This is a genomic window from Bradyrhizobium liaoningense, assembly GCF_018130785.1.
In the GTDB taxonomy this organism is placed as follows: domain Bacteria; phylum Pseudomonadota; class Alphaproteobacteria; order Rhizobiales; family Xanthobacteraceae; genus Bradyrhizobium; species Bradyrhizobium liaoningense_A.
Map to the genome: position 1 here is coordinate 780,962 of NZ_JAFCJT010000001.1, position 17,564 is coordinate 798,525.

Here is a 17,564-nt window from a genome sequence, read left to right on the forward strand (position 1 = left end):
TCACCTCTCCCCGCTTGCGGGGAGAGGGAGAAGAGGCTCTCCCCGCAGGCGGGGAGAGGGGAAAGAAGGAAGCTTACTGGAACTGCGACTTCTTGTAGTAGCCGCTGTCCACCAGAGTCTTCTCCCAATTGTCCTTGTAGACCACGACCGGCTTGAGCAGATAGGACGGCACCTTCTTGACGCCGTTCTCGTAAGTGTTGGTATCGTTCACCGTAACCTGCTTGCCGGCGAGCGCCGCGTCGACCATGTCGGCCGTTACCTTGGCGAGGTCGCGGGTGTCCTTGAAGATGGTCGAGTACTGGTCGCCGCGCAGCATCGCCTTGATCGAGGGCACTTCCGCATCCTGACCGCTGATAACAGGCATCGGCTGGCCCGCGCTGCCATAACCGACGCCCTTCAGCGAGGAGATGATGCCGATGGAAAGGCCATCATAGGGCGACAACACCGCGTTGACCTTCTTGTTGCCGTAGTAGGCGCTGAGCAGATTGTCCATGCGCGCCTGCGCGGTGGCACCGTCCCAGCGCAAGGTCGCGACCTTGTCCATGCCCATCTGGCCGGAGACGACGACGAGCTTGCCGCTGTCGATGTAAGGCTTCAGCACGCTCATCGCGCCATTGTAGAAGAAGTAGGCGTTGTTGTCGTCGGGCGAGCCGCCGAACAGCTCGATGTTGAACGGGCCCTTGCCGTCCTTGAGGCCGAGCCCCTGCACGAGCGACTCCGCCTGGAGCACGCCGACCTGGAAATTGTCGAAGGTCGCGTAATAGTCGACGTTCGGCGTGCCGCGGATCAGACGGTCATAGGCGATCACGGTGATGCCTTTTGCTTTCGCCTGCTTGAGCACGTCGGACAGCGTGGTGCCGTCGATCGCGGCGATCACCAGCGCCTTCGCACCCTTGGTCACCATGTTCTCGACCTGCGAGAGCTGGTTCGGGATATCGTCCTCGGCATATTGCAGGTCGGTGTTATAGCCGCGCTCCTTCAGCACCTTGACCATGTTGTTGCCGTCGTCGATCCAGCGCGCCGACGATTTGGTCGGCATGGCAATGCCAACCGTCGCCTTGTCCTGGGCGGAGGCGGTGATGCCCGAGGCCATCGTCGCTGCGCCGGCCAGCGCCAGCGCGAGGAATGTCGTCTTCAGTTTCAGCATGTTTTACTCCCTTGGGTGTCAGACTGTTTCTTCGTTTCGTCGAGAACGTTGGTCGTGTGCGGCTTCGAGCCTCCTATGCGAGCTTGGCGTCAGGCTCCGCGCGGCCACGCGCGGACGCCTTCAACAGGAAAGTGCAGCCGGCTTGCGGATCGGCGGCGCGCGCCGTCGCGTCCATATCCTGCCAGGCCGACGTGACGAGGAGGCGCGACAGATCAGGGCTGACGAAGGCCGGGCAGCTCGACTGCTTTGCCGGCACGCGCAGCGAGCGCAGGCGCTCGCCTTGCGGAGAGTAGACATCGATACGGCCCGCACCCCAGCAAGCGTTCCAGATCTGTCCGTCAGCGTCGCACACGGAGCCGTCGAGGCCCCCGATGCCGGTGTGGCGCAACAAGACTTCAGGTTCGCCTCGCGGCAGGCCGGTCGCCGGATCAAGCGGAACGGCGTAGAGCACGGCGCGCGCGGTGTCGGCGAAGTAGCCGGTCGCACCATCCGGTGAAAAGCAGATCGAATTGGGAATGGTGATGCGGGGAAACAGCATCGAGATGTTGCCGCGATGGAACGCGTAGATCGCGCCTGCTCCTGCCTCCGCATTGCGGCCCATGGTGCCGATCCAGAACGTTCCGGACTGATGAACACGGGCATCGTTGGAGCGCGTCGCGGGATTGTCGGCTTCAAGCGGACAGACCAGTGTCATCGCGCCGTCGGCGAGCTTGCGGATGTAGAGGCCGTCTTCGGCGACGATCAACTGGCGCTCGGCGTCGATGCGCCCGAGACCGCTCGCCATCCGGCCGAGCGCGTGGACGCGAATGCTGCCACTGCCGAGATGCGCCTCGAACAGCCGCCCCTCGCGGATATCGAACCACCAGGCCGTGTCGGTGGTCACATCATAGGTCGGCCCCTCGCCGAGATGGCATGGATCGTCCGAGAGAACCGAGGTCGGCACCTCTTCCATCATGGCGTCCTCACTCCAAAGCGATAGACCGTGTGATGGCGGTAGACCTCGCCGGGATCGAGGCGCGGGCTCGGAAAGTCCGGCCGGTTCGGCGCATCCGGCCAGATGTGCGGCTCGAGACACATGGCATCCGACTGCCGGATGAGCTTGCCGCCCTTGCCCGAAATCGTGCCGTCGAGATAGTTGCCGGAATAGACCTGAAGGCCAGGCTGATCGGTAAGAAGCTCCATGATGCGCCCTGATCGTGGCGCCTCCAGCCGGGCCGCGAGAGCAAGCTTGCCGTCACGCCCGAGGCAATAGGTATGGTCGTAGCCCTTGCCGTTGCGCAATTGCTGATCGCTCTCGCGAATGCGCGCACCGACGGCATCGCCGTCGCGGAAGTCGAACGGCGTTCCGGCCACCGCGCGCGGCGGCTCAGGCAACGGAATGGCGGTGGGATCGATGGCGAGGAAATGCTCGGCGGCGACCGTCAGCTTGTGATCGAGGATGGGCGTGCCTGAGGTCACGCCTTCCAGATTGAAGAAGCTGTGATTGGTCAGGTTGACGATGGTCGGCCGGTCGGTTCGCGCCTCCATCGTCAACGACAGCTCGGCCGGGCCGGTGACGCGATAGGTCAGGCGCACGTCGAGCCGGCCGGGATAATGTTCTTCGCCATGCGGACTCGAATAGGTGAGCGTGACGCCCGGCTCCGCACCGTCGTCGATGCCGGCGATCTCCCAGAGCTTGCGATCGAACCCGTCGAGGCCGCCATGCAGCGCATTCGGACCGTTGTTGACCGGAAGCTGCACCGTTTCGCCGTCCAGCGAAAATCGTCCGTTGGCAATGCGATTGGCGTAACGGCCGACGGTGGCACCGAAGAACTTTCGTTCAGCGAGATAACCGGCGAACGCGTCATGGCCGAGCACGACGTCGTCGCAACCGCCCTTGGCGTCCGGCGCAATGAGCGCCTGGATCACTGCGCCATGGGTGATGATGCGGGCTTCGAACCCGCCCTCCCCGCGCAACACGATACGCTCGACATCGCGGCCGTCCGGCAGCGTTCCGAAAATGTCTTTGTCTACTTTCGAGCCAGCCATGTTCAGTCCACAAACGGTTCGACGATGTTGCGTTTGCCGAGCAGGAAGGCATCGGCAACGAGACGCAGCGGCGCCAGGTCGACGTCGCTCGTGCCGGTCGCGGTGAGCTTGACGAAGCGCATGTACAGCTCGCGATATTCCTCATCGGGCGCCTCGGCAACGGCCTTGCCGTCGATCGCCATGCGCCGGCCGCCGCCGGACAACGTCATTCGGCCCTGGTCCGTTTCGACGAGGATATCCCAACTCTGCGGTCCGGTCTGGCGGAAATCGAATTCGGCGGTCACAGGCAGGCCGCCAATGTCGGTCAGTGTCAGGTTCGCGGCGATCGGCGCCTGGCAATTGGCCGGAAAGGCCAGCTCAGCCGCGGTGACGAACAACGGCTGGGGCAGAATACGGGTCAGGATCGAGAGCGCGTTGATGCCGGGATCGAACACGCCGAGCCCGCCCGGCTCCCAGATCCAGCCCTGCCCGGGATGCCAGACTCGAACGTCTTCCTTCCAGTTGATGTGCACAGACTTGATCCGCCGGGCGAGAAGCCACGCGCGCGCCGGTTCGACCGCCGGTGCATAGCGCGAATGCCAGGTCGCAAACAGCGTTCGCCTGGCCTCCCCCGCCATCGCGATCAGCGGGTCGAGCTCGGCAACGCCGGTACCGGGCGGTTTCTCCAGCATGACATGCTTGCCGGCAGCGAGCGCCGCGGCGGCCTGGGCACGCCGAACCTGCGGCGGCGTGCAGAGTGAGACTGCATCGATCGGCGGTCCCTTTTCCAGCAATTCCTCGATGGTCGCAAAATGCGGCACTCCGGGCAGCGATGCGTTGCGGCTCGCGACGGCCGCGAGCGTCGCGCCCGTCGTCGCGGCAATCGCTCCGACGTGCTGGTCGCGCGCGATCTTGCCGAAGCCGACGATGGCGATGCGAAGTTCGGTCACGCTTTTTCTCCAGTATCTGCGGACGGCAGCGCCTCGGCCGGTGCTGTTACGATCACCGTGCCCTCGTGGCGGCGCATGCCGTTGTGAATGACATAAACCATCGCCTCCGAGGCGGTCTCTGCGTCGCCGGCAGCGATGGCATCGACGATCTTCTGGTGCCAGAGCAGCACGGTGTCGCGGTCCTCCGGCTCGACCGGTGCGCTGAGCAGGAAGGAGGCGCGCAGGGCGGCCTCGATGACGTGGCCGATCGAGCGCATGAACAGATTGCCCGACGCGTGCGCCACCGCAACATGGAGCGCGAGGTCGGCGTCGGCAAAGCCGACGGAATCGGAAGCCTCAAGCCGCATGCGGTCCATGCAACGACGGAGCTCGGCGAGGTCGTCCTCGGATCGCTGCGCCGCCGCCAGCATAGCGGCGCGCGGCTCGACCGCGAGGCGAATCTCAGCGAGATCGTTGAGGAAACGCTTGTCGATGCCGGCGTCCAGGTGCCAGGCCAGCACGTCGGCGTCGAACATGTTCCAGGCGGCGCGCTCGCGCACGACGGTGCCGACCCGCGCCTTGGTGGTAAGCAGGCCCTTGGCGACGAGGGTCTTCACGCTCTCGCGCAACACCGGCCGCGACACGCCGAACATCGCGATCATCTCGGCATCACCGGGAAGGCGCGTTCCCTCGGCGTAGCGGCCGGCGATGATGTCGACGCCGATCGAGCGGGCCACTTCCGCATGATTGGAATGGGCCCGCCGCGTCGGGATGACGACGATGCGCGACGTCATGTGGCTGCTCCTGCGCGCTTCGCCGCCGGCCGCCGCGCGAGCGCGACCAGCCCCTGCTGCAAGGCGATGAAGGCGAACAGTAGCACGCCGGTCGCGATCTTGGTCCACCAGCTCGACAGCGTTCCGTCGAAATTGATGTAGGTCTGGATCAGGCCCTGGATCAGCACGCCAAGGAAGGTGCCGATCACCGAGCCCTGCCCGCCCGTGAGCAGCGTGCCACCGATCACGACGGCCGCGATGGTGTCGAGCTCGACGCCGACCGCGGAGAGCGAATAGCCGGCGCTGGTGTAGAAGGAGAAGACGATGCCGGCGATGCCCGCGAGCAGGCTCGACAGCATGTAGATCTTCACCGTCATCTTGCCGACGGCAACGCCCATCAGGCTCGCCGTGGCCCGGCTGCCGCCGAGCGCATAGACATTGGCACCGAACCGGGTGAGATGCAGCAGCAAGGCGCCGCCGATCACGATCACGAGCATAATGATCGCAATCGCCGTCAATCGCCCTCCGCCGGGCATCCGCAGCGCGAAGTCCGACACGGTGGAATAGACCGGTGCGGTGATCGGCACCGATTCGGTCGAGAGCAGGAAGCTCGCACCGCGGGCCAGGAACATCCCCGCCAGCGTCACGATGAACGGCGGCAGGTCGAAGACGTGGATCACCGCGCCCATCGCCCCACCAAAAGCCGCCGAGAGCGCGAGGATAGCGACGAAGGCAACCAGCGGCGGCACGCCCCAACGCTCGATCGCGAGCGCGACGAACACCGTGGTGAAACCGATCACCGAGCCGACCGAGAGGTCGATGCCGCCGGAGATGATGACGAAGGTCATGCCGGTCGCAACGATGCCGAGAAAGGCGTTGTCGGTGAGGAGATTGCCGACCACGCGGGTCGAGGCGATGTTGGGGAATTGCATGGCGCAGAGCGCGAAGCCGGCAACGAGCACGATGGCGGTGATGAGGACGGGCGGCAGGCCTTTCATGCTTTGGACCTCCGCAGCCGCGCGGCGATCCCGGCAATCCCCGAAAATTTCGGCGATTGCAGCAGCAGTACCGTCATCACCACCACCGCTTTGACCAGCAGATTGAACTCCGGTGGATAGCCCGACAGGAGAATGCCGGTGTTCATGGTCTGGATGATCAGCGCGCCGAGCACGGCCAGCACGAGGCTGAAGCGGCCGCCGAACAGGGAGGTTCCGCCGATCACCACCGCGAGGATGGCGTCGAGCTCGAGCCAGAGGCCGGCGTTGTTGGCATCCGCCCCCATGATGTCGGCCGCCGCGATCACGCCGGCGAGCGCGGCGCAGATGCCGCACCAGACATAGACGGCCAGGATCATCGCACGCGTGCCGACGCCGGCAAGCTCGCTCGCCCGCGCGTTGCCGCCGGTTGCCTCGATCAGCAGTCCGAGCGCCGAGCCGCGCACCACCGCGCCGGTGAGAATCAACATGCCCAAGGCAATCGCGATGGGCATCGGCAGACCGAGCACCGCGCCATTGCCGAGCCAGACCAGATCCGGCGAGGAGAAAGTCACGATACGCCCCTCGGTAATGAGCTGCGCGATGCCGCGTCCCGCCACCATCAGGATCAGCGTCGCTACAATCGGCTGCATGCCGAGCACCGCGACGAGAAATCCGTTCCACAATCCGCAGATCAGGCCCGCGCCGAGCGCGGCCGCGAGCACGATCGGGAGGCCGTGGCTGTCGGCAAGGCTCGCCGCGATCGCGCCCGAGATGGCCATGACCGCACCGACCGACAGATCGATGCCGCGCGTCGCGATCACCAGCACCATGCCGAGCGAGAGCAGCGCCACCGGCGTGCCGCGGTTGAGCACGTCGATCAGGCTGCCGAACAGCCGGCCGTCCTGGAGGCGCAGATCGAAGAATTGCGGCGACACGATGCGATCGACCGCTAGGATGACGATCAGCGCGAGGATCTGGGCAAGGCCGCGGCGCGGCAACAGCGCTGTCATGCGTGGGCCTCATGCGCGACATCGGCGGCGATGGCCGCGAGAATGTTGCCGACGTCGATCGCCTCGCCCGCGAGCTCCTCGACATGGGTACGGTCGCGCAACACCACCACGCGGTCGGAATAGGTCACGATCTCGTCGAGCTCGGAGGAGATCACGAGAAGCGCCAACCCGTCATCGCAGAGCTCGCGGATCAGGCGGATGATCTCGGCATGCGCACCGACGTCGATGCCGCGGGTCGGCTCGTCCAGCACCAAGAGGCGCGGCGAGGTCGCGAGCCAGCGTGCCAGCAGCACCTTTTGCTGATTGCCGCCCGACAGCAGCCCCACGGCGCGCTCAGGATCGGGCGGGCGGATGTCGAGCATCCTGACATACCGGCGCGCGATCTCGTCCTGCTCGCGGCGCGAGAGTGGCCGGTGCAAGCCGCGCTTGGCCTGGAGGGCGAGCACGATGTTCTCGCGCACGGTGAGCTCGGCGACGATGCCGTCGGTCTTGCGCTCCTCCGGACAATACCCAAAACCGTGGCGCACGCCGTCGCGCGGCGACTGGAGTCGCACGGGCGCCCCCTCCACCTTCGCCTGCCCGCGATCGGCTCGCTCGGCGCCGAATACCAGCCTTGCCGTCTCGGTCCGGCCCGAGCCGAGCAGGCCGGCGAGACCCACGACCTCGCCATGGCGCAGCTCGAGATTAAACGGGGTGACATACCCGGCCTTGCCGTAGTTCTCGAAACTGGCGCAGACCTCGCGCGCGATGCGCTCGCCCGCCGAGGCCCGCGCGCTGGTGGTCTCGGCCAGCTCGCGGCCGAGCATCATCCGGATCAGTTCGAGCCGCGGCAGCGAGGCGGTCTCGCGCTCGCCGACCAGGCGGCCGTTGCGCAACACCGTGATGCGGTCGGAGATCTCGTAGACCTGATCGAGGAAGTGGCTGACGAAGACGATGCCGATGCCGCGTTTCGCGAGCTGACGCATGACGCCGAAGAGGATCTCGACCTCGTGACGGTCGAGGCTCGCGGTGGGCTCGTCGAGGATCAGCACGCGCGCGGAAAGATCGACGGCGCGCGCAATCGCGGTGACGTGCTGGATGGCGACCGAATAGCTGCCGAGCGACGCGGCGACGTCGATATCGAGGCCGAAATCCTTCAGCAGCGCCTTGGCGCGACGCCGCATCTCGCCTTCACGCACGATGCCGAAGCGCATCGGCTGCCGGTCGAGGAACAGGTTCTGCGCTACCGAGAGATTCGGCAGTAGATTGACCTCTTGGTAGACGGTGGCAATGCCGGCCTGGAGCGCGGCCTTCGCCGAGCGCGGCGCGATCTCTTCACCGCCCAGCCTGACGATACCTGCATCGCGCGGGAATACGCCGGTGATCACCTTGATCATCGTGGACTTGCCGGCGCCGTTCTCACCGAGCAGCGCATGGATCTCGCCGGCACGAAGCGTGAAGTCGACCTCCTGCAACGCACGCACAGCACCGAAGCTTTTGCTGATCCCGCGCACCTCCAGCAGAGAAGGAGCAGGATCAAGGCTGTTTTCCATCGCGACGTCACTCCTACCGGTGCCCGCAAACGATGCGGACACCCAGCCTATTCGCTCGCACAGCGGTTTCGAAGGGAGTGCCGGACCGCAAGGCGCAGTCCGGCGAAGCCCGCCTCAGTAACCGAGGCCCTTCTTGCTGTCGTAGATCTTCTGCGGATCGTCGGCAGCCGTATAGAGCTTCGACTCGGTCTGGATCCATTTCGGCGGCACCGTGCCCTTGTCCTTGAAGGCCGCGATGGCATCGAGCGCCGGGCCCGCCATGTTCGGCGTTAGCTCGACGGTGGCATTGGCTTCGCCGGCGGCCATCGCCTTGAAGATGTCGGGGACCGCATCGATCGAGACGGTGAGGATCTCCTTGCCCGGCTTCAGGCCGGCTTCCTTCATCGCCTGGATCGCGCCGACCATCATGTCGTCATTGTGCGCGTAGACGGCGCAGATCGACTTGCCGCCGCCTTCGGCCTTGATGAAGCTCTCCATCACCTCCTTGCCCTTGGCGCGGGTGAAGTCGCCGGTCTGGCTGCGCACCACCTTCAGGTTCGCGTGCTTGGCGATGGCGGTGTCAAAGCCCTTCTTGCGGTTGGCGGCGACGCTGGCGCCGACCGTGCCCTGCAATTCGACGATATTGCAGGCCTTGCCGCCGACGGCCTTCGCGAGCCAGTCGCCCGCGACCTCGCCTTCGTGCACGCTGTCGGAGGTCACGGCGGTGAGATAGAGCTCCTTGCCGGAAGGATCGATGTCGCGGTCGAGCAGCACGACCGGGATCTTGGCCTCCTTGGCTTCCTTCAGCACCGAGTCCCAACCGGTCGAGACGACGGGCGCAAGGAAGATCGCATCGACGTTCTGCGCGATGAAGGAGCGGATCGCCTTGATCTGGTTCTCCTGCTTCTGCTGCGCGTCGGCGATCTTGAGATTGACCTTTCGCTTGGCAGCCTCCTGCTTGGAGACCGACGTCTCGGCCGCGCGCCAGCCGGATTCCGATCCGATCTGCGAGAAGCCGATGGTGAGCTGGCCGGCGCTGGCCGGCACCGCGAGCAACAACGTGGCCGTGGCGCTGGCCGCAAAGAGGGCTTTGAGGGTCATCAGGCGTGTCTCCCAAGAAGTCATCTTGTGTTATCTCGGGCACCGATTGGTAGCATGGCACCCGCAGGCCGGCCTTTGAGGCGGCGGGAGGGACTATTTCATGGAAGACGAGTTCCGACTAGTCATATTATTTGACTTTTTAGCGGAAAGCGCGAGTTGGCGGGGTGAGCGGTTCTTTGACACGCCCAACGCGATTTTGTTCCAGGGATGCAACGAGGAGATGAAGAAATTCGTGCGGCTCGGCGGCCGCTAACACCCGTCATGGCCAGGGCTTGTCCCGGCCATCCACGCCTTGTGCGGCACGAAGAACGTGGATGCCCGGGACAAGCCCGGGCATGACGATCGTAGATAGGGAGGCAAAGAAGCTAGATCAGCTTCCGCTGCGCGAGGTTCTTCATCAGCGCGCCGATTCCAAAAGTCCACGGCTCGCACTCGTCGCTGGTGCGCATACGGTTGACGAGCTTGCCGAGCTGGGGCGCTGCGATCGTGACGATGTCGTCGCGCTTGTGAGTGAACCCCTGCCCCGGCGCATCGCGATCCTTGACGGGGGCGAACATCGTGCCGAGGAACAGCACGAAGCCGTCGGGGTATTGATGCACCTTGCCGATCGTCTGCTCGACGAGGTCCGTCGGATCGCGACTGATCATGCTGATCGAGGAATGGCCGTCGAGGACAAAGCCGTCCGCGCCCTTCACGTTCAGGCTGATATCGAGCTTGCGGGCGTCGTCGAGGGTAAAGCTGTCGTCGAACAGGCGCAGCAGCGGCCCGATCGCGCACGAGGCATTGTTGTCCTTGGCCTTTGAGAGCAAGAGCGCCGAACGCCCCTCGAAATCGCGCAGATTGACGTCGTTGCCGAGCGCACCGCCGACGATCTTGCCGCGGCTCGAGACGAACAGCACCAGCTCAGGTTCGGGATTGTTCCAGGTCGATTTCGGATGCAGGCCGGCATCCATGCCGGTGCCGACCGACGATAAGGTCGGCGCCTTGGTGAAGACCTCGGCGTCGGGACCGATGCCGACTTCGAGATACTGGCTCCAGGCGTTCTGATCGATCAGCACCTGCTTCAGCCGCATCGCCTGGTCCGAGCCGGGCTTGAGCTTCGACAGATCGTCGCCGATCAGCCGCGTCACCTCTTTCCGGATCGCTTCGGCCGAGGCCGGATTGCCCTTCGCGCGCTCCTCGATCACGCGCTCCAGCATCGAAATGGCGAAGGTGACGCCGGCAGCCTTCAGGGTCTGAAGATCGACGGGTGCGAGCAGCCACGGCTTTTTCGGGTCGCGCTGGTCGGGGGCCGTGTTGGCGACGATGGCCTCGAGATCGCCGATACGCTCACCCTTGCTCGCCGCAAGCGCCTTTGCCGGATTGTCCTCTTCGCAGAGTGCGCTGACGGTCGGAAATTTCGCGGTGACGTCGAAGACACCGTCGCTGCGCACGGCGACCACAGCGGGACCGTTCACCTGCGGCAGCCAGACGCGGCCGACGAGTGTTCCCCGCGTTCCGTCCTCGGGGAGAAGGTCCTTAAGCGTCAGTGTCGTCATGGCCGCGTCCTCACTCTTTGTCGGATCAACCGCGTTCGCTCAACGGCCAACCACGTTGGCGAAAACCAATACCGGTCTGGCAGGGGAAGTCCAGAGTGGCAGCGCACCGCAATTTATGCGCGCCATCGCGGCACGCCCTCACTTGAACCAGTGCACCAGCGCGATGCTGATCCCGAGCAGCAGCATCAGCGACAGCGTCACCGCGGCCGTGACCCGACCACCGACATTGGCGAGCACGCGGACATCGACACCCAAGCCCAGCGCCGCCATCGAGACCACCGTCAGGAAGCTCGTGATCTTCGTCACGGGTCCGACCACTGTGCCCGGCACGATCTCCAGCGACCGCAAGGTGGCCAGCGCCAGGAAGCCTAGAATGAACCACGGGACCAGGCGGAAGAAGCCGACATTGGCCTTCTTGGCGCCGCTCTGCCAGCGCGAGGCAGCGAGCGACAGGCCGACGACGACCGGCCCAAGCATCAGCACGCGCATCAGTTTCACAAGCGTGCCTATCTGCGTCGAGATGAGCCCGGCGGGCACCGTCGCGGCAAGCACCTGCGGCACTGCATAGACGGTCAGACCCGCAAGGATGCCGTATTGCGTGGCCGACAATTGCAGCAGCGGAATCAGGAGTGGCAGGCCCAGTACCATCATCACGCCGAGGATCGCGGTGAAGGAGATCGACGACGCGATCTCGTCGTTGTTCGCGCCGATGATCGGCGCCACGGCGGCGATCGCCGAATTGCCGCAGATCGAGTTGCCGCAGGCGATGAGGATGGACAGACGCGTCGACAGGCCCAGCATCCGGCTGAGACCGAAGGAGACGCAGAGCGCGATCACGACGACCGCGGCGATCGATGCCAGCAGCGCGATGCCTGAAGCCGCGATGGCGGCGAAGCTGATCGAGGCTCCCAGCAGCATGACCGCAACTTCGAGGAGCTGTTTTGCGCTGAAGGCAATGCCGGCCTGCCAGCGTGCCGCGGGTTTCCAGAAGCTGCGGAGCGCCATGCCGAGCAGGATGGCCATCACCAGCGCCTCGACATAGGGATGCTCGAAAACGCCCAGTTCCAGGTGCTCGAGCAGGGCCGAAACGCCGGCGACCAGAACGCAGAGGAGAATGCCGGGAATCAGCGCGACGACGCGGCTAATGGCAGTGGCCGGCTTGGCGTCGGTCGGGCTGGATGCTTGATTCTGCGACACAAATCTCTCCCAGAGGAGAAGGATTTATACGCACGGCGATCGAATTGGGGAATAAGTTTTCGGCATATCAGGGCCGAGGGAAGTTCTGTCCTCGGCCCGGAATAATCAGCCTCAGAAGATCAGGCTCTTGGCGAGCGATGCGACCCGGCTGAAGCTGTCATAGATGCCCGGCTCGAAGAAGGCGGCGCGAGCCAGCACGATGCCGGCAACCAGCGACCAGAACACCGTGGTGCCGGCCCGCAGCAGGAGCTTTGAAGCGCGCGACTTCGGCTGGGCGTCCGTCGCGGACACCAGCTGCTCGCCGAAGGGTTCAAATCCAGTGCGTTCCATGGCCGTCAATCCATCAAATCGTGATGGGAATGTCGTCGTTTCGGCCCCAAACGGCAATGGAAGCGATTGGCGTATTTGCCTCCCGAAGGGGAAACTCCTTCCGTCGGGTGCCCACGAGGCAATAGTTTTCTTCTTTTGGCAGGTTTAGCGGTCCGGAGCCCGGCTATAGGGCCAGATATCGCCGCCGAATGGCGTCGTTGGCCTTAAGCTCGTCGATCCCCGCGGCATAGACGATCTGGCCCTTGTCGATCACCGTGGCGTGGCTCGCCAGCCCCAGGCAGAAATGCATGTTCTGCTCGGCGATCAGCACGGTCGAACCGAGCTGGCGGAGCTGCCGCAACAGCTCACCGATCCGCTGCACGATGATCGGCGCGAGCCCCTCGCTCGGCTCGTCGAGCAGCAACAGCGCCGGGTTGCCCATCAGCGTGCGCGCGATGGCGAGCATCTGCTGCTCGCCGCCCGAGAGACGTCCGGCGATGCGATGGCGCAGCGGCTCCAGCAGCGGGAAGACGTCGTAGATGCGTTTGATCGGCCACTCGTCCTGGCCCTCCGGCCCGCGCTTCCTGCCGATGACGAGATTGTCCTCCACCGTGTGCTCCGGAAAGATCTGCCGATCCTCCGGCACGAAGCCGAGACCGGCGCGCGCGATATGGTGCGGCTTCTGGCCCGAGATCACCGCGCCGCGCAGGCTGATCCTGCCCCGCCGCGGCGGAGCCAGCCCCATGATCGCTTTCATCGTCGTAGACTTGCCGGCGCCGTTGCGGCCGAGCAGCGCCATGGTCTCGCCCTGCCGCACGGAGAGCGCGACGCCGAACAGGATCTGGCTGGTGCCGTAATAGACGTCGAGATCGGCGACTTCGATGACCGCTGCGCTCATGCGGCGGCTCCTGCATGTTCGGTGCCGAGATAAGCGTCGATTACCGCGCTGTTGTTGCGGATCTCATCGGGCGTGCCGGTCGCGAGGATGCGGCCGTAGCAGAGCACGACGATCTTCGGCGCGATCTTGAACACGATATCCATGTCGTGCTCGATGAAGACGACCGTGATCTTCTGCGTCTCCCAGAGCTCGCGCACCTTGTCGATCATGCGCCAGCGCTCCTCCGGGCCCATGCCGGCGGTCGGCTCGTCCAGCAGCAGCACCTTTGGTTCGAGCACCAGCGCGAGTGCGATGTCGAGCAGCTTCTGATCGCCATGCGACAGCGTCGCGGCCGTGCGGTCGCGCTTGCCAGCGAGACCCAGCAGCTCCATCACATGCTCGGCGCGGTCGCGCGTCTCGGGCAATGGAAAATGCTTGTGCAGCACCGCCGAGGTACGCTGGTCGGCGCTGACGGCGGCGAGCATGGTCTCCTGCACCGTCAGCGATTTGAAGATGCTGGCGACCTGGAAGGCGCGGCCGATACCGTGGCGCACGATCTCCGGCGGCGAGCGGCCGGCGAGATCGACGCCGTCGAGCAGCACCTGACCGGAATCCGGCTTCAGCGCGCCGGTGATCAGGTTGAAGAACGTGCTCTTGCCCGCGCCGTTCGGACCGATCACCGCGGTGAGCGAACCGTCGGGGAAATCGAGCGTGACGTCGTTGGTCGCCTTCACGCCACCGAAGGATTTTGCAAGGTTGCGGATCTCCAGCATGACTAGCGCCCCTCACCTGCATCACGCCGATGCGAAAACCATTCGGCGACGAAATCGAGCAGGCCTTTGCGCAAACCCAGCGCGAAGAACAGGATGACCACGCCGAGCACGATGCCGTGGTATTCGGTGAAGCGCGTGACGGTGTCGTTGAGCAGCAGCAGCAGCACCGTGCCGACCATCGGCCCAAGGAAGGTCGAGACGCCGCCGAGCATGTTGATGAAGATGCCCTCGCCCGAGATCGTCCAATAGGCGAATTCCGGATAGGCACCGGAAACAAACAGCGCCATCACCATGCCGCCCATCGAAGCGAACAGCGCGGCCAACACGAAGACGGTCAGCTTGGCGCGCCAGACGTCGATGCCGAGGAAGCTCGCGCGCGCGGCATTGTCGCGGATCATGCGCAGCGTGTAGCCGAACGGCGATTGCGCGATCTGGCGCATCGCAAGCAGCCCGAGGACGAGAAGCGCGCAGCTCGCGATGTAGAGATGGACGTGGTTGGCGAGATTGATGCCGAGGAATGCGGGGCGCGGAATGCCGCCGCGCAAGCCCTGGTCGCCGCCGGTGAAGGAAGCCCAGGACAGGATCGTCGAGTGAATCAGCATCTGAAACGCGAGCGTGACGAAGGCGAAATAGATCTCCTTCAGCCGCACGCAGATCGCGCCAATCACGGCCGCGATCACCGCCGTGATCGCCAGCGTCGCGACGAAGGCGACCGGAATGGGCAGGCCGAGCTTCTGCATGATCAGGCCGAAGCTGTAGGCGCCAAGGCCGAAGAACATGCCGTGACCGAACGAGGTCAGGCCGGTGTAGCCGACCAGCAGGTTGAGCGAGGTCGCGAACAGGCCGTAGGCCGAGCAGCGGATGACAAAATCGAGCAGCGCCTTGCTACCCGTGAACAGCGGCAGGCTCGCCAGCACGGCGAACGCGATCACGGCAATCAGGACGTCGCGATAGCGTTGAAACGCTGCGCCGCCGCGCACCGACGCCAGCGTTTCGGCGCGTCCGGCCTCGAGCTCGGTCATGCCGCCTCCTTGCCAAACAGGCCAGTGGGCTTGGAAACCAGCACGATCACCATGAACAGGTACATCAGGCCTTCCGTGAACAAGGGAAAGCCGAGCGATCCGAAGGAGCGGATCAGGCCGAGCAGCAGCGCGCCGATCAGCGCGCCCAGGATCGAGCCCATGCCGCCGATCACGGTGACGATGAAGGATTCGATCAGCACCGAGAATCCCATGCCGGGGGTCAACGACCGCACCGGCGCAGCGAGCGCGCCGGCTAGCCCCGCCAGCATGCCGCCGAGCGCGAACACGCCCCCATAGATGAGGCCGGTGTTGATGCCGAGCGCCGAGACCATGCCGGGATTATGCGCGGCAGCGCGGATCACCTTGCCGATGCGACTGCGCGACAGCCCGATGCCGAGCACGATCGCCGCGACGAGCGCGACGCCGATCAGCAGCAGGTAATAAGGCGGCACCACGCCGCCGGCGATGAACAGCGGCATCACCTGGAATGCCGCGGGCATGCCCATCGACTTGAATTCCGGCCCCCAGATGATGCGCACGACATCGTCGAAGATCAGCACGAAGGCGTAGCAGACGAGAAGCTGCATCAGCACGTCGGCGCCATAGACGCGGCTCATGAAGACGCGCTCGAAGATCAGGCCGAGAAGCGCTGTGCCGGCCGCACCCGCAAGCATCGCAAGCGCAAAGCTGCCGGTGAGCTGATAGGCCGTCATCGCAAAATAGGCGCCGAACATATAGAAGGCGCCGTGGCTGAAATTGACGACCTTGAGGACTCCGAAGATCAGCGTCAGCCCGACCGCGACCAGGAACAGGAGCATGCCGATGATGAGGCCGCTGGTGGTTTGCGTCACCAGGCAGGCAGAGCTGGAGAGGCAGCCGGCGAGCGCGTCGAGATCCACGGGAGCACTTTCATTGAAGGCGCGCCGGACGTGGCGCGGAGAACCAAACAAAGGCGGCGGAGACGCTCACCCGTCTCCGCCGCTCAGCGGATCAGATATAGCCCTTGCTCTTCTTCCACTCGGCCTCGAGCTCGAAGATGGTCTTCCAGTCGCCGGCCTTGACCTCTGGCACATAAGGCTCCTGCGGGATCGTGGTGCCCCAGCCGATGGCGTAGCCGACCAGCGTGTGGTCGTCGCCGCGCATCGTCACGGTGCCGTCGGCGCCGAACGGGCACTTGATGGTGAGCCCCTTCAACACCTCCGCGATCTTCTTGCCGTCGGTGGAGTTCGCCTTCTTCGCGGCCTCGGTGAGGAACATCACCGCGGTCGCGTTCTGCCACGACCAGTTGGTCGGATATTCGTTGTACTTGGCCTTGTAAGCGTCGCCCCAGGCAGCGTTCTCCGGCGTGGTCGGGAAGGTCTTGATGTAGCGATTGCCGGAGTGAATGCCTTTGGGCAGGTTCTTCACCACCGTGAGCGCGGTGTAGTCGGCCATGTTGACCGCGAACACCTCCATCTGGCTGAACATCGCGTAAATGTTGGCCTGGTCGATGTAGGAGGTGAGATCGCCGCCCCAGAGGCAGGAGTACAGCGCCTGCGGCTTGGCCTGGAGGATCTTGGTCACCACTTCGGTGTAGTCGGGCTGGAACAGCTTCGGCCAGGACTCGCTGATGACTTCGACGTCGGGCGCGAAGCGCTTGAGGTACAGCGTGAATTCGCCGGTGGTGTCGCGGCCATAGGCATAGTCGGGCGAGCAGGTCGCCCATTTCTTCAGGCCCTTGGCCTTGGAGATCGAGGCTGCGTAGCTGCCGCCGACGATGGAATCGTGGATGCCCTGACGGACGCAGCGGAACGCGTTCGGGATGTGCTGCTTCGGATCGGCCGTCAGCGAGGACGCTTCCGAGCAGGTGTGGACGCAGAGCACGCCGAGATCACGCGCCACTTCGTGAACGGCGAACGACCCGGACGACGCCTCGCCGTCGATCAGCCACTCGCAACCATCGGTGTTGACGAGCTCGCGCGCGACGCGGGCGGCTTCTTGCGGCTGCCCTTTGGAATCGCGGATCACCATCTCGATCTGCCGGCCGGCAAGGCCGCCGGCGGCGTTGACCTTCTCGACCTCGAGCATCACGGCATTGCGCGACGACGTGCCGAGCTGCGCGACGCGGCCCGACAGAATCGTCGGCATGCCGACCTTGATGGTCTTGGCTTGCGCGCGCGCCACCCATGGCGCGGCAACGCTCATCGCACCGGCGCCCATCAGCGCCAGTGTTGAACGGCGGCTGATGCCCGGCGTGCGGGTTCTCGTCATTTTCCCCTCCCTCTGTCGGGTCGGCGCTCTGGTCCCTTGCCGGAGATCGTCTCGTCTCCGTGTTCCCGAGGATTTCAGAGGCAGGGGGTGACGTCAAGCCAAAGATGAACTATGAGTCAGAATTCATATCAAGGGACACGACA

At 64.8% G+C, this 17,564-nt stretch carries 18 protein-coding genes; 1 reads left to right on the top strand and 17 read right to left on the bottom strand.

The genetic code is table 11. From position 1 onward, the window contains the following. Positions 1 to 73: 73 nt before the first annotated feature. From chvE to ytfQ, 9 genes are all read right to left on the bottom strand, one after another. Complete coding sequence (chvE, locus tag JQ627_RS03415) at positions 74 to 1,147, bottom strand: multiple monosaccharide ABC transporter substrate-binding protein (protein ID WP_212482730.1); 1,074 nt, start codon at positions 1,145 to 1,147, stop codon at positions 74 to 76. Between the two features lie 73 nt (positions 1,148 to 1,220). After that, positions 1,221 to 2,099, bottom strand: coding sequence for an SMP-30/gluconolactonase/LRE family protein (locus JQ627_RS03420; protein WP_212483157.1), 879 nt, complete (start codon positions 2,097 to 2,099; stop codon positions 1,221 to 1,223). After that, complete coding sequence (locus JQ627_RS03425) at positions 2,099 to 3,175, bottom strand: aldose epimerase family protein (RefSeq protein WP_212482731.1); 1,077 nt, start codon at positions 3,173 to 3,175, stop codon at positions 2,099 to 2,101. The genes JQ627_RS03420 and JQ627_RS03425 overlap by 1 nt, the downstream gene beginning before the upstream one ends. 2 nt (positions 3,176 to 3,177) lie before the next feature. Further along, on the bottom strand, positions 3,178 to 4,104 hold the full coding sequence (locus tag JQ627_RS03430; protein ID WP_212482732.1) for a Gfo/Idh/MocA family protein: 927 nt from the start codon (positions 4,102 to 4,104) through the stop codon (positions 3,178 to 3,180). Further along, positions 4,101 to 4,877, bottom strand: coding sequence for a FadR/GntR family transcriptional regulator (locus tag JQ627_RS03435; protein ID WP_212482733.1), 777 nt, complete (start codon positions 4,875 to 4,877; stop codon positions 4,101 to 4,103). The genes JQ627_RS03430 and JQ627_RS03435 overlap by 4 nt, the downstream gene beginning before the upstream one ends. Further along, on the bottom strand, positions 4,874 to 5,854 hold the full coding sequence (yjfF, locus tag JQ627_RS03440; protein WP_212482734.1) for a galactofuranose ABC transporter, permease protein YjfF: 981 nt from the start codon (positions 5,852 to 5,854) through the stop codon (positions 4,874 to 4,876). The genes JQ627_RS03435 and yjfF overlap by 4 nt, the downstream gene beginning before the upstream one ends. Continuing rightward, entirely contained in the window at positions 5,851 to 6,843 is a 993-nt protein-coding gene (locus tag JQ627_RS03445) for an ABC transporter permease (protein ID WP_212482735.1), read from the bottom strand. The genes yjfF and JQ627_RS03445 overlap by 4 nt, the downstream gene beginning before the upstream one ends. After that, complete coding sequence (locus JQ627_RS03450) at positions 6,840 to 8,375, bottom strand: sugar ABC transporter ATP-binding protein (protein WP_212482736.1); 1,536 nt, start codon at positions 8,373 to 8,375, stop codon at positions 6,840 to 6,842. Before JQ627_RS03450 ends, JQ627_RS03445 begins: the two co-directional genes overlap by 4 nt. Positions 8,376 to 8,489: 114 nt before the next feature. Next, positions 8,490 to 9,455, bottom strand: a complete 966-nt coding sequence (gene ytfQ / locus JQ627_RS03455; RefSeq protein WP_212482737.1) for a galactofuranose ABC transporter, galactofuranose-binding protein YtfQ — start codon at positions 9,453 to 9,455, stop codon at positions 8,490 to 8,492. 100 nt (positions 9,456 to 9,555) lie between these two features. Between ytfQ and JQ627_RS03460 the strand changes: the two genes are divergently transcribed. Then, on the top strand, positions 9,556 to 9,708 hold the full coding sequence (locus JQ627_RS03460; protein ID WP_212482738.1) for a hypothetical protein: 153 nt from the start codon (positions 9,556 to 9,558) through the stop codon (positions 9,706 to 9,708). A 112-nt stretch (positions 9,709 to 9,820) separates the two neighbouring features. Here JQ627_RS03460 and JQ627_RS03465 read toward each other — a convergent pair whose 3' ends face one another. From JQ627_RS03465 to JQ627_RS03500, 8 genes are all read right to left on the bottom strand, one after another. Next, a complete protein-coding gene (locus JQ627_RS03465; protein WP_212482739.1) occupies positions 9,821 to 10,993 on the bottom strand; it encodes a fumarylacetoacetate hydrolase family protein in 1,173 nt (390 codons plus the stop codon). 138 nt (positions 10,994 to 11,131) lie between these two features. Beyond that, complete coding sequence (locus JQ627_RS03470; protein WP_212482740.1) at positions 11,132 to 12,190, bottom strand: putative sulfate exporter family transporter; 1,059 nt, start codon at positions 12,188 to 12,190, stop codon at positions 11,132 to 11,134. 111 nt (positions 12,191 to 12,301) lie between these two features. Further along, positions 12,302 to 12,520: a hypothetical protein gene (locus tag JQ627_RS03475; protein WP_212482741.1), complete on the bottom strand. Its 219-nt coding sequence runs from the start codon at positions 12,518 to 12,520 to the stop codon at positions 12,302 to 12,304. 163 nt (positions 12,521 to 12,683) lie between these two features. Beyond that, entirely contained in the window at positions 12,684 to 13,397 is a 714-nt protein-coding gene (locus JQ627_RS03480) for an ABC transporter ATP-binding protein (protein ID WP_212482742.1), read from the bottom strand. After that, a complete protein-coding gene (locus JQ627_RS03485) occupies positions 13,394 to 14,149 on the bottom strand; it encodes an ABC transporter ATP-binding protein (protein ID WP_212482743.1) in 756 nt (251 codons plus the stop codon). Before JQ627_RS03485 ends, JQ627_RS03480 begins: the two co-directional genes overlap by 4 nt. 2 nt (positions 14,150 to 14,151) lie before the next feature. After that, entirely contained in the window at positions 14,152 to 15,171 is a 1,020-nt protein-coding gene (locus JQ627_RS03490; protein ID WP_212482744.1) for a branched-chain amino acid ABC transporter permease, read from the bottom strand. Continuing rightward, positions 15,168 to 16,070, bottom strand: a complete 903-nt coding sequence (locus JQ627_RS03495) for a branched-chain amino acid ABC transporter permease (protein ID WP_212482745.1) — start codon at positions 16,068 to 16,070, stop codon at positions 15,168 to 15,170. Before JQ627_RS03495 ends, JQ627_RS03490 begins: the two co-directional genes overlap by 4 nt. 91 nt (positions 16,071 to 16,161) lie before the next feature. Then, on the bottom strand, positions 16,162 to 17,421 hold the full coding sequence (locus JQ627_RS03500; RefSeq protein WP_212482746.1) for an ABC transporter substrate-binding protein: 1,260 nt from the start codon (positions 17,419 to 17,421) through the stop codon (positions 16,162 to 16,164). Between the last annotated feature and the right edge of the window lie 143 nt (positions 17,422 to 17,564).